The 11,801-nt window shown below is 70.0% G+C and carries 12 protein-coding genes and 1 pseudogene; 8 read left to right on the top strand and 5 right to left on the bottom strand.

What is annotated here, in order from left to right; all coding sequences use genetic code 11:
- On the bottom strand, positions 1 to 873 hold an 873-nt coding region (locus AOK18_RS14290; RefSeq protein WP_055694603.1), incomplete at its 3' end, for a LacI family DNA-binding transcriptional regulator.
- Positions 874 to 1,068: 195 nt separating this feature from the next.
- Here AOK18_RS14290 and AOK18_RS14285 point away from each other — a divergent pair.
- Entirely contained in the window at positions 1,069 to 1,284 is a 216-nt protein-coding gene (locus tag AOK18_RS14285; RefSeq protein ID WP_240503181.1) for a hypothetical protein, read from the top strand.
- Positions 1,285 to 1,568: 284 nt separating this feature from the next.
- Here the strand turns inward: AOK18_RS14285 and AOK18_RS14280 are convergent, their stop codons facing one another.
- On the bottom strand, positions 1,569 to 1,916 hold the full coding sequence (locus tag AOK18_RS14280; RefSeq protein ID WP_055694602.1) for an antibiotic biosynthesis monooxygenase family protein: 348 nt from the start codon (positions 1,914 to 1,916) through the stop codon (positions 1,569 to 1,571).
- Positions 1,917 to 2,145: 229 nt separating this feature from the next.
- On the opposite strand from AOK18_RS14280, the gene AOK18_RS30855 reads away from it, so the two are divergent.
- Positions 2,146 to 2,907, top strand: coding sequence for a PadR family transcriptional regulator (locus AOK18_RS30855; protein WP_079105018.1), 762 nt, complete (start codon positions 2,146 to 2,148; stop codon positions 2,905 to 2,907).
- A gap of 1,094 nt (positions 2,908 to 4,001) precedes the next feature.
- Here AOK18_RS30855 and AOK18_RS14275 read toward each other — a convergent pair.
- Positions 4,002 to 4,880: an aldo/keto reductase family oxidoreductase gene (locus tag AOK18_RS14275; protein WP_055694601.1), complete on the bottom strand. Its 879-nt coding sequence runs from the start codon at positions 4,878 to 4,880 to the stop codon at positions 4,002 to 4,004.
- Positions 4,881 to 5,012: 132 nt separating this feature from the next.
- Here AOK18_RS14275 and AOK18_RS14270 point away from each other — a divergent pair, with 132 nt between their 5' ends.
- A complete protein-coding gene (locus tag AOK18_RS14270) occupies positions 5,013 to 5,447 on the top strand; it encodes a winged helix-turn-helix transcriptional regulator (RefSeq protein WP_055694600.1) in 435 nt (144 codons plus the stop codon).
- Between the two features lie 149 nt (positions 5,448 to 5,596).
- On the opposite strand, the pseudogene AOK18_RS34320 reads toward AOK18_RS14270, so the two are convergent.
- Positions 5,597 to 6,032: pseudogene (locus AOK18_RS34320) on the bottom strand (ATP-binding protein).
- 256 nt (positions 6,033 to 6,288) lie between these two features.
- Between AOK18_RS34320 and AOK18_RS14265 the strand changes: the two are divergent.
- Genes AOK18_RS14265 through AOK18_RS14260 form a run of 3 tightly spaced genes read left to right on the top strand, consistent with a single transcriptional unit; the run spans position 6,289 to position 7,510 of the window.
- Positions 6,289 to 7,107 (top strand): helix-turn-helix domain-containing protein, encoded by an 819-nt coding sequence (locus tag AOK18_RS14265; protein WP_055694599.1) that lies wholly within the window; start codon positions 6,289 to 6,291, stop codon positions 7,105 to 7,107.
- Between the two features lie 8 nt (positions 7,108 to 7,115).
- The gene (locus AOK18_RS30845; protein WP_074993351.1) at positions 7,116 to 7,313 is read left to right on the top strand and encodes a DUF397 domain-containing protein; all 198 of its coding nucleotides are present in this window, start codon (positions 7,116 to 7,118) and stop codon (positions 7,311 to 7,313) included.
- A gap of 8 nt (positions 7,314 to 7,321) precedes the next feature.
- Complete coding sequence (locus tag AOK18_RS14260; protein ID WP_055694598.1) at positions 7,322 to 7,510, top strand: DUF397 domain-containing protein; 189 nt, start codon at positions 7,322 to 7,324, stop codon at positions 7,508 to 7,510.
- A gap of 31 nt (positions 7,511 to 7,541) precedes the next feature.
- Here AOK18_RS14260 and AOK18_RS14255 read toward each other — a convergent pair whose 3' ends face one another.
- Entirely contained in the window at positions 7,542 to 7,850 is a 309-nt protein-coding gene (locus tag AOK18_RS14255; protein ID WP_055694597.1) for a hypothetical protein, read from the bottom strand.
- Positions 7,851 to 7,950: 100 nt separating this feature from the next.
- On the opposite strand from AOK18_RS14255, the gene recD2 reads away from it, so the two are divergent.
- Positions 7,951 to 10,203, top strand: a complete 2,253-nt coding sequence (gene recD2 / locus AOK18_RS14250; protein WP_055694596.1) for an SF1B family DNA helicase RecD2 — start codon at positions 7,951 to 7,953, stop codon at positions 10,201 to 10,203.
- A 243-nt stretch (positions 10,204 to 10,446) separates the two neighbouring features.
- Positions 10,447 to 11,736, top strand: coding sequence for a citrate synthase (locus tag AOK18_RS14245; RefSeq protein WP_055694595.1), 1,290 nt, complete (start codon positions 10,447 to 10,449; stop codon positions 11,734 to 11,736).
- Positions 11,737 to 11,801: the final 65 nt, after the last annotated feature.

Below are 11,801 nucleotides of genomic sequence, written 5' to 3'. Positions count from 1 at the left end.
GGGCTGGGCGATCGCGGTGACCGGCGGATCGGTGTGCACGAACCAGGGGATGTCGTCGAACGCGGCGAGCCCGATGTCCTCCGGGACCCGCAGCCCGCGCGCCCGTACGGCGTCCAGCGCGCCGAGCGCCATCAGGTTGTCGGCGGCGAAGACGGCCTCGGGCGGCTCGGCCAGGCCGAGGAAGCCCTCGGTGACCCGGCGGCCGCTGTCGGCCTGGAAGTCGCCCTGGCCGATGTAGGCCTCGGGGAGGGGGAGCCCGTACGCGCCGAGCGCCTCGCGGAAGGCGTCGACGCGCTCGCGCCCGGTCGTGGTGGCGGCCGGCCCCGCGATGATCGCGAGCCGCCGGTGCCCGAGCCCGTACAGGTGCGCCACCAGGTCCCGCACGGCACTCCGCCCGTCCGAGCGGACCACGGGCACGTCCACGCCGGGGATCCAGCGGTCGACGAAGACCATCGGCGTCCCCGCGCGGGCGGCCTCCAGCATCCGGGGCGAACCGCCGTCGGTGGGGGAGACCAGCAGCCCGTCGATCCGGCGGTCCAGCAGCGTCGTGACGTGGTGGTCCTGGAGGTCGGGCCGCTCGTCGGCGTTGCCGATGATGACGCTGTAGCCCAGCGCGCGGGCCTCCTCCTCGACGGAGCGGGCCAGTTCGGTGAAGTACGGGTTCATCACGTCGCTGATGACCAGGCCGAGGGTGCGGGTCTGGTGGGTGCGCAGCGACCGGGCGACGGCGTTCGGGCGGTAGCCCAGCGCCTCGACGGCGGCCAGTACCCGCTCGCGCGCGGCCGCGCTGACCGACGCGTGGTCGTTCAGGACCCGCGAGACCGTCGCGACGGACACGCCCGCCTCGGCGGCGACGTCCTTGATGCCCGCCATCGCCTCCACCTCCTCGTGGAATCGATTACATCCGCTGTGCACCAAGGATTGGAATCGATTACACGAGGGGAAACAAGGGGGTGCGGGTGGCCGACATCAAATCGTGACCGGGGCGCGGAGTGCCGTCGGTACTCCCTCTCGGCACCCCTCGCGGCGGGCCGGAACCGCTCGCTCACGACCGGCGTCGTGGTGTTCATGGAGCAGGGCGGGAGCACGATGGGCGAGGAGCCGGCGGGGTTGGAACTGCTGCTCGGCTTCCTTCTCATGGCGGCGATACCCACCGTCGTCGGAGGAGTGGTGGTCCTGTCCCTGGTCGGCCTAACGATGTGGGCGACGGCGCCACTGCGGCGGCGCAGGCGGGCGAAGGCCGAGGGTGGCCGGGCTCCGTCCGGTGGAGCGCGCGACTACTGAGCCGCGGCGACGGAACGCCTCGACCGGCGTGGGCCGCGGACCGGCCGGGCGTCGGGGTGCGGTTCAACGCGTCGGAGGCGTCGGTCGTCACGCCGGCGGCGGAGGCGACCCGCCGGTCGGGCCGGCGACGGACCGCTTCGGGTGGCCCTCGGGCGGCCGGTCGTCCGGCGACGGGGCAGCGGCGAGCCCGGTGCGGGTCGCATGCCCGGAACCGCTTGTCCACCGCCGCCGCACGCACCGGAATCTCCTGCGTGAACGCTCACGAGGGCGGGCGGTTGCGGTGCCTACGCATCTGCCGGGCGGGTGAACCCGTAGGAGCGCTCGACCCTGGCCACGTGGAGCGAGAACGAGGCGTACCAGTGCTCCCGTCCGTGTGTGCGGGCCGGGGTGTGCTCCGTGTGCTCCCGCCAAGCGGCGATCGACTCCTCGTCCCTCCAGTACGACACCGTGATCCCCAAGCCGTCCGCACCGCGAGCGGAATCGACGCCGAGGAATCCCGGCTGCTCGGCGGCCAGCTCCAGCAGCCGCTCGGCCGTCTCCCCGTAGCCGTCGTCGACGGCGGTCCGCACGGCGGTGAACACCACGGCGTAGTAGGGCGGGTCGGGCAGCGACGCGGGCGCGGGATCGGTCACGGAGGTCCTTCCGACAGGCGGCACCGGCAGTACTGCCTCAGACGGTCTCGCACACCCGCTCGAACTCGCAATCTCCCCCGCCCGGTTGTCGGCCGATGCTCCTGGAGGGCCTGTCGGGCCGATCGTGCCGGAGTCGGACCTGCCGCGAGTACCTGCTGCGCCCTCGGGGCATTGTCATGCGCCGCAAGTATCTTGCGGCGCATGGCAGTGGCTGACTGTCTTGTACCGCATGACAAAAGGGCTGCCCGCTACCGGTGACCAGCGTCGTAGTCAGCTGCTGCGCGGAGTGCTCGATCTGTGCCTGCTGTCGCTGATCGCCGAACGGCCGCGCTACGGCTTCGAGTTCGTGGAGGCACTCGCCGACAACGGGCTCGATCTCGTGAGCGAGGACAGTATCTATCCGCTGCTCGCCCGGCTGGAGCGGGAGAGGTTTGTCTCCTCCTATCGTGCCCCGTCGGCCAGCGGGGGCGCTCCACGCAAGTACTACCGCCTGACCGAAGCGGGCCGTGCCGAACTGACGAGCGGCCGGGCCGTGTGGCATGCCTTCAGCGGGCGTGTGGGGCGGATCCTGACCGACACCGGACCCACGGGGGGGGAAGCGCACCATGACGGACCGGCGCACCATGACGAATCAGCAGGTACTCGCGGTCTGCCGCAGCAACTGGGAGTACCGGGGCATCGACGACGGATCCGTCCGGGAGATGCTCGAGGAGCTCTCCGTTCATCTGGAGGAAGCGGTAGCCGCGGGCCGCACGCCCCAGGACGTCGTGGGCGGCGATGTCAAGGAGTTCGCCGCGTCCTGGGGATCGGCGGGAACCTGGCGGTCGCCCTGGTCGCCGGCTCGGCCGCGGTGCTGCTCTCCCGGTGGCTCGGCGGTGACGGGACGCTGTTCACACTGCCGCTGTGGGTGGCCCCGGTGCTGATCCTTCCCGGACTGCCCTACGCCGTCGCCGAGATGAGGGGCAGGAGGCGCACCGCGCCCCGGCGTTGACCAGGACCCGTCCGCCCCGTCATGCGGCTGTCCGACTCCGGTCCCCGGCGACGGCAGGAGTGCGTGGAGAGAGCGAAACCGCCCACCCGCGGCGGCGCCCGTGACGCGAAGGCACCCCCTCATGAGCCGAGACCGTGCGGCTCTCCCCGCTGCGTTCGACCACTGCGTCCGTGACGGAACCCCGCGGGGGAATCGCTCCCGAGCCCCGCGTCTCCCCGCATGCAGCGCACGAAGTCGTGCTTCTTCCCCGGGACGCACGACTGACGGACGGTGACCCTCCGGGGAGGACAGGGGAGCTGGAGAGGGCGTTGCGGGGCGGGCTCGGCGGTGCTGCCCGGCGGGGCGGCCGGCTGTTCGTGCGGGTGGTTCTCCTCGTCCGTCCGCGGGAGGGAGTCCCGATGTGTGCTCTCCCCGGGGTGCCCGTCCGCGCCGCGGGGAGCACGCACCGTCCCGAAGGCGTGAGCACTTCGGCCACTTCTGTCCTGGTACCGCTCATCCGAGCGTCCAAGTGACACATTCCCGCCGACTGCTCACGGTTTCCGGCAAGGCAGCCGTCCCCGCCCCCGAGGCGCCGGGGCCACCCGACATCCCCGCACCACCCGAGAGGACGGACACCATCCGGAACCCGGGCCCTCCTGGAATCCGCCAAGGGCTGTGCGGAGGAAGCCGAGCGACCTCCCGACGGTGTCCACGGGGGGAACGAGCGCAAGCGGCGCCTGTGCGCCCAGGCTCGTGCGCGCACGGCGCGGCAGCGCCCTTCCGAGCCGGGCCTCCCGTCCTCCACCCACCCGGCCCCCGTGGGAGGGAACGGGACCCGACCCTCCCCGTGCCGGCCATGCGTCCGGCCGGGTGCGTGCGCCGGCCCCGCCGGACCGCTCGAACGGCAAGCCCACCCTTGAGGAACCCGGTGGTCCGGGGCGGTTTCCCTCGGTCCATGACGAGGCGTGACCACCGAGAGGCGGTCGACGCGATCGCCTTCGGGTTCCGGACCGGGACGCGGCGGGCCTGCTCGCCGGAGGAGTACGGCGTCCTACGGGTCCACCGGCACGTGGCCGGAGCCCGCAAGAGAGGGCCCGGGCCGGCGCAGCGGCCGGTCACGCACGGCCGACGCCGTCCAGTTCGGCCATGTCCTCGTCGGAGAGGGCGAGCCCGGCGCCCGCGATGTTCTCGCGCAGGTGGGCGGTGGACGAGGTACCGGGGATGAGCAGGATGTTCGGCGAGCGCCGCATCAGCCAGGCCAGCGCGACCGACATCGGCGTCGCCCCCAGCCGGCTCGCGACCTGGGAGAGGGCCTCGGACTGGAGCGGCGTGAAGCCGCCCAGGGGGAAGAACGGCACGTAGGCGATGCCGTCGGCGGCGAGGGCGTCGACGAGGTCGTCGTCCTGGCGGTGGGCGAGGTTGTACATGTTCTGCACGCACACGACCGGGGCGATGCCGCGCGCCTCGGCGACCTGCTCCGCGGTGACGTTGCTGACGCCGAGGTGCCGGATCAGACCCTCTTGCCGGAGGGCGGCCAGTGTTTCGAACGCCTCGGCGATCGAGTCCGGCCGGGGGCCCTGGGCGTCGCCCATGCGCATGTTGACCAGGTCGAGGGCCTCGACACCGAGGGAGTCGAGGTTCTCGTGGACCTGCTGGCGCAGGTCCTCGGGGCGCCGGGCCGTGGGCCAGCCGCCCTGCGCGTCGCGGGTCGCGCCCACCTTGGTGGCGATGAACAGCGACTCCGGGTAGGGGTGCAGCGCTTCGCGGATCAGCTGGTTCGTGATGCGCGGTCCGTAGGCGTCGCTGGTGTCGATGTGGGTGATGCCGAGGCCGACCGCCTCGCGCAGGACGGCCAGGGCGCCGTCGTGGTCGGCGGGCGGCCCCATGACCCACGGGCCGGCGAGCTGCATCGCGCCGTAGCCGAACCGGGTGACGGTCGAGTCACCCAGCCTCCAGGTTCCGCCGGGAAGAGGAGGTGTGAAGGGGGTCTCCATCGCAGTGCCTTTCGCTTCTTGCCGGGGGTGGTGTCTCCGTCCCCCTTGCACCAGCATGGGAGAGCTGCTTCCCCTCGGGAAGTAGGCACTCTGAAGTGCGTAACTTCCCCGGAGGTGGACGGTGAGAGAGCAGTGACGACGACGAAGGCCGGGAAAAGGGCGCAGGCCAAGGCGGAGTACAACGCGTTCCTGGCGGTGTGCCCCAGCCGTCAGCTCCTCGACCGGATCTCGGACAAGTGGGTCGTCCTGATCCTGTGCGCACTGGGTGGTGACGCGTCCGAACGATCCGGCGCGTCGCACGCCCCGGAAGCGATGCGCTACTCCGAACTCGCCCGGCTGCTGGCGGGCGTCAGCCAGAAGATGCTGACCCAGACCCTGCGCGCCCTCGAGCGCGACGGCCTGCTCACCCGCACCGTGACACCCACGGTCCCCGTCACCGTCACCTACGAGCTGACCGACCTCGGCCTCTCGCTCCACCACGTGACCCGTGGGCTCAGGCAGTGGGCGCAGACCCACATGGACCAGGTCCTCAGCAGCCGTGAGGAGCACGACGCGGGAGCTTCCTAGCGAGGACGGTGTTCCCCGTCTTGGCCGAGGGCGGGGATGTGTCCGACCGTGAGGGACGTGCGGTGGGCGGATCGAGCCGCTGCTTCCGGACCGGACGCGCGACCGGTCCTGCGGCCGGAACGACGGGCGGCTGATCCGAACGAGACCGCTCAGGCGGTCTGGAGGAGGGCGGCCAGCTCGCACCACACGTACTTGCCCCGGTCGCCCTCCCGGGTCAGCGGCTGCCTGCCATCCCCACACGTCGGCGCAGGCCCGAACCAGTGCGAGACCCCGACCCGACTCCCACTCCTCCTCCCGCTCGAACGGCACCGGCGGCACCGGCGGCTCCGGTGGTTCGGGGTCCGCGCCCCACGCCCCGATCCGCAGCGTCCCCGGCGGCGACCAGCGCACGCGCAGGGCGGCGGGGCCCTTGGTGTGGCGCACGGCGTTGGACACCAACTCCGCGGCCAGCAGCTCGGCGACGTCGACGAGTCCGATCAGTCCGTGGACGGTCAGGATCAACCGGAGGGTACGGCGACTGATCGTGACGACGCGGAGGTCGTTGGGGATGTGGAGGGAGTACTCCCACGGTTCGTTTTCGGACATGCGTCAACTCCGTTCGGTAAGGGAGAGGTTCAGGAGGAGGGGCGGTGTCATTGCCGCAGGCGTCAGGACGGGACGAAGCGGTGCGCTTCCGGCGCCTTCCGCTCCACAGGGTGTGCGGCGCGTCACTGAACGTAGATCTAAATGTAGAGACGCCGCAAGCGGGTCGCGTAATCTGACTCCGAACGAGTCGCGTTTACGCGCGCGTTGGAACAGGGGATGGTCGAGAGTTTTGAGGCGTGAACCAACGGCACGTCAGATGCGTCTGGCGACTGAACTGCGCAGGCTTCGGGAAGCGGCAGGCCTCACCTCTCGGCAGGCCGCGGCGCTGCTCGGAGTGAGCCCCACCCAGATCACCCACATCGAGTCCGGGCTCGCGGGCGTGAGCGAGGAACGGCTCCGTCGTCTCGCGTCCCACTACGCCTGCACGGATGCAGAGTTCATTGACTCTCTGGTGGGCATGGCTACAGACCGGACGCGCGGTTGGTGGGAGGAGTATCGAGGGCTTCTGCCCACGTCGTTCCTGGACTTGGCCGAGCTGGATCACCATGCCGCGTTTCGGCGCGAGGTGGCTATCCTGTTTGTTCCAGGTCTCCTGCAGACGGAGGACTACGCGCGCGCCGTCTTCTCGTCCCGGGTTCCGGAACTCGCGGGGGATGAGCTGGACTTGCGCATCCGCCACCGGAGGGCACGTCGCGTGATCATCGAGAGGCCTTCTCCGGTCCCGTACGAAGTGGTGATCCACGAAGCGGCGCTGCGTATCAGGGTCAGTGATCGCAACGCTTCACGAACTCAGCTCGCCCATCTGCTCGAACTCTCCGAAGCCGACCACATCAGCCTTCGTGTCATCCCCTTTGACCTTGACGGCTTTGCCAGAGCCTCCAGCACCATGACGTATGTGGGCGGAGTCCTGCCCAAGCTGGACACGGTGGTGCGCGATGCGCCTCATGGTTCGGTCTTCCTCGATTTTGAAGCTCAACTCAACGCTTACCGAACGCGCTTCCGTAAGGTAGAGGCCGTATCGCTTGAGGCCGACCGGTCACGTGACTTCATCCACGCGCTGGCGAAGGAGCTGTGAGGCGCCCCATGGTTACTCTTGACAACTGGCGTAAGTCGTCCTACTCCGGCGAAGGTGACGGCAACGACTGCGTAGAGATCGCCCGCAGCCCTGCTCACGTCGCCGTCCGTGATTCGAAGGCCCATACCGGTGCCACTCTCGTTTTCCCTGCAGTGGCCTTCATCCCTTTCGTCGAAGCACTCAAGAAGGCCGTGACGGCGCGGTGAGGTACCCCATGGCCAACTGGCGCAAATCGCCCTACTCGGGCCCCGACGACGGCAATGAGTGCGTGGAGATAGCGAACTCGCCCACCCACGTCGCCGTCCGCGACTCGAAGGTTCCCACCCGAGCCACCCTCATCTTCCCCACCACCGCCTTCGCCTCCTTCCTCGAAGCCCTGAAGGAATCGGCGAGGGAGCTGTGACGCCTACGCGGAGCCGTTGCTGGCCCGGGGCTCAGGTGCGCGTGGGCAATGCCTGCGGCCGTTCCTCGTACCTGGCGAGGTAGAGCCTCAGGCGTGTCAGGTCCTCGGCCTCGACGAACACCTGTTGCCCCCAGTGCGCGGTGAGGCGGTGTGCGACATCGACCAGCCGGCGGCGGTCCTCCGGCGTGTACGCCGGGAAACGCGCAGAGCCGTGGTCGGCGATCTCGTTCCCGATTTCGCTGAAGAGCACGGCCCGGAAGCGCCGCTCCTCCTCGTCGGTCAGCGGTGCGGCAGCGGCCTCGGGGGGACGCAACCGGACGTTGTGGAGGTCTCGTATCACGTGCGGCTCGCCATCTGCTCGAGTTGGTTCACGAGAGCCTACCGATTCCGGCCCCCCGGGCAGGGCGTGGGCTGTCACAGTCCACCGGTACCGTCGAACCATGTCCAACCAGTCCGCGGCGGCCCCCGGCGAGCGGCGCCTCGCCACCCTAGAAGGTGTGCTGGAGCGCATCACGTACTCCAACGAGGAGAACGGCTACACGGTCGCCCGCGTCGACACCGGCAGGGGCGCGGGCGACCTGCTCACCGTCGTCGGGGCGCTGCTCGGGGCGCAGGTGGGCGAGTCGCTCCGGATGGAGGGGCGGTGGGGGTCGCACCCGCAGTACGGGAAGCAGTTCCACGTCGAGAACTACACGACGCTGCTCCCGGCCACCGTCCAGGGCATCCGGCGCTACCTCGGTTCCGGGCTGGTCAAGGGCATCGGGCCGGTCTTCGCCGACCGCATCACGCAGCACTTCGGCCTGGACACCCTGACGATCATCGAGGAGGAGCCCGGGCGGCTCATCGAGGTCCCCGGCCTCGGGCCCAAGCGGACGAAGAAGATCGCCGACGCCTGGGAGGAGCAGAAGGCGATCAAGGAGGTCATGCTCTTCCTCCAGACCGTCGAGGTGTCGACGTCGATCGCGGTGCGGATCTACAAGAAGTACGGGGACGCCTCGATCTCCGTCGTGAAGAACCAGCCCTACCGGCTGGCGTCCGACGTCTGGGGCATCGGCTTCCTCACCGCCGACAAGATCGCCCAGTCCGTGGGCATCCCGCACGACAGCCCGGACCGGGTCAAGGCCGGTCTGCAGTACGCGCTGTCGCAGGCCACCGACCAGGGGCACTGCTACCTCCCCGAGGAGAAGCTGATCGCCGACGCGGTGAAGCTGCTCCAGGTGGACACCGGGCTCGTCATCGAGTGCCTGGCCGAGCTGGCCGCCGAACCGGAGGAGGGCGAGGACCCCGGCGTCGTACGGGAGAAGGTGCCCGACCCGGAGGGCGGCGACCCCGTGACCGCCGTCTACCTGGTGCCCTTCCACCGGGCCGAGCTGGCCCTCTCCGCCCAGCTGCTGCGCCTCCTGCGCACCGGCGAGGACCGGATGCCGGGGTTCGGGGACGTGGACTGGGCGAAGGCCCTCGGCTGGCTGAAGGGACGCACGGGCGCCGATCTCGCCCCCGAGCAGGAGGCCGCCGTCAAGCTGGCGCTCACCGAGAAGGTCGCCGTCCTCACCGGCGGCCCCGGCTGCGGCAAGTCCTTCACGGTGCGCTCCATCGTGGAGCTGGCCCGCGCGAAGAAGGCCAAGGTGGTGCTCGCCGCGCCGACCGGCCGCGCCGCCAAGCGCCTCGCGGAACTGACCGGCGCCGAGGCCTCCACCGTTCACCGCCTGCTGGAGCTCAAGCCCGGCGGCGACGCCGCCTACGACCGGGACCGGCCGCTGGACGCCGACCTGGTCGTGGTCGACGAGGCGTCCATGCTCGACCTGCTGCTGGCCAACAAACTGGTCAAGGCGGTGGCCCCGGGCGCCCACCTCCTCTTCGTCGGTGACGTCGACCAGCTGCCCAGCGTCGGCGCGGGCGAAGTGCTCCGGGACCTGCTGGCGGACGGCAGCCCCGTGCCCGCCGTCCGCCTCACCCGCGTCTTCCGCCAGGCCCAGCAGTCGGGCGTGGTGACCAACGCGCACCGGATCAACGCCGGACAACCCCCCCTCACCGACGGCATGAAGGACTTCTTCCTCTTCGTCGAGGACGACACGGAGGAGGCGGGCCGGCTCACCGTGGACGTCGCCGCGCGCCGCATCCCGGCCAGGTTCGGGCTCGACCCGCGCCGGGACGTGCAGGTCCTCGCCCCCATGCACCGCGGCCCGGCCGGCGCCGGCACGCTGAACGGCCTGCTCCAGCAGGCCGTCACCCCCGGCCGCCCCGACCTGCCCGAGAAGCGGTTCGGCGGCCGGGTCTTCCGCGTCGGCGACAAGGTCACCCAAATCCGCAACAATTATGAAAAGGGTGCGAACGGGGTCTTCAACGGCACCGTCGGCGTCGTCACCTCGCTCGACCCGGTCGACCAGAAGCTGATGGTGCTGACGGACGAGGACGAGGAGGTGCCGTACGAGTTCGACGAACTGGACGAGCTGGCCCACGCCTACGCGGTGACCATCCACCGTTCCCAGGGCAGCGAGTACCCGGCCGTCGTCATCCCGGTGACCACCGGCGCCTGGATGATGCTGCAGCGCAACCTGCTCTACACGGCGGTCACCCGGGCCAAGCGGCTGGTCGTCCTGGTCGGCTCCCGCAGGGCGATCGGCCAGGCGGTCCGCACGGTCTCGGCCGGCCGGCGCTGCACGGCGCTCGACTTCCGGCTCGCGGGCGCCTGAACCGCCGTTGTTGCGGCCCTTCGTCCCCCTCCCGGAAGAAAAATGATCGATCAAACGAGTCGGGAACGTCACAGAAGCCTTCCGGAAGCGGAACGCAGGAGGCAGGATGGGCAAGTTGACGGCACTCAGTGCCGCCGATAGGCCCGATGGTCGACCCCGAGTGCACTCTCCTGAGCCAAGTGGGGGATGGTAGAGACAGTCAGGGCACCTCGAAGATGAGGCACTACGTCGGTGAGGGAAGACGTGAGCGACAACTCTGTAGTACTGCGGTACGGCGACGGCGAGTACACCTACCCGGTGATCGACAGCACGGTCGGCGACAAGGGCTTCGACATCGGGAAGCTCCGCTCCCAGACCGGCCTGGTGACGCTGGACAGCGGTTACGGCAACACCGCCGCATACAAATCCGCGATCACCTACCTGGACGGTGAGGGAGGCATCCTCCGTTACCGCGGGTACCCCATCGAGCAGCTGGCCGAGCGCTCCTCCTTCCTGGAGGTCGCCTACCTGCTGATCAACGGCGAGCTGCCGACCGTCGACGAGCTCAGCGCGTTCAGGGGCGAGATCACGCAGCACACCCTGCTGCACGAGGACGTCAAGAACTTCTACAAGGGCTTCCCGCGCGACGCCCACCCGATGGCGATGCTGTCGTCGGTCGTCTCGGCGCTGTCGACGTTCTACCAGGACAGCCACAACCCGTTCGACGAGCGCCAGCGCCACCTCTCCACCATCCGGCTGCTCGCCAAGCTTCCGACGATCGCGGCCTACGCGTACAAGAAGTCGATCGGCCACCCGTTCGTCTACCCGCGCAACGACCTCGGTTACGTCGAGAACTTCCTGCGCATGACCTTCTCCGTCCCGGCCCAGGAGTACGAGCCCGACCCGGTCGTCGTCTCCGCCCTGGACAAGCTGCTCATCCTGCACGCGGACCACGAGCAGAACTGCTCGACCTCCACGGTGCGCCTGGTCGGCTCCTCGCAGGCGAACATGTTCGCCTCGATCTCCGCCGGCATCTCCGCCCTGTGGGGCCCGCTGCACGGCGGCGCCAACCAGTCGGTGCTGGAGATGCTCGAGGGCATCCAGGCCGACGGCGGCGACGTCGACTCCTTCATCCGCAAGGTGAAGAACAAGGAGGACGGCGTCCGCCTGATGGGCTTCGGCCACCGGGTCTACAAGAACTTCGACCCGCGCGCCAAGATCATCAAGGCCGCCGCGCACGACGTGCTGTCCGCTCTCGGCAAGTCCGACGAGCTGCTGGACATCGCGCTCAAGCTGGAGGAGCACGCGCTCTCCGACGACTACTTCGTCTCGCGCAGCCTCTACCCGAACGTGGACTTCTACACCGGCCTGATCTACCGGGCCATGGGCTTCCCGACCGAGATGTTCACGGTCCTGTTCGCCCTCGGCCGACTGCCGGGCTGGATCGCCCAGTGGCACGAGATGATCAAGGAGCCGGGCTCCCGCATCGGCCGCCCCCGCCAGATCTACACGGGCGTGGTCGAGCGCGACTTCGTCCCGGTCGAGGAGCGCTGACCGGACGCGGCACGCACGTGACGGCGGCGGGCGGCACACCCCGAAGGGTGTGCCGCCCGCCGCCG

It is taken from the genome of Streptomyces prasinopilosus (assembly GCF_001419695.1).
Taxonomy (GTDB): Bacteria; Actinomycetota; Actinomycetes; order Streptomycetales; family Streptomycetaceae; genus Streptomyces; species Streptomyces prasinopilosus.
Note: the sequence above shows the minus strand (reverse complement) of the source record. Positions and strands in the feature narration are given on the sequence as shown.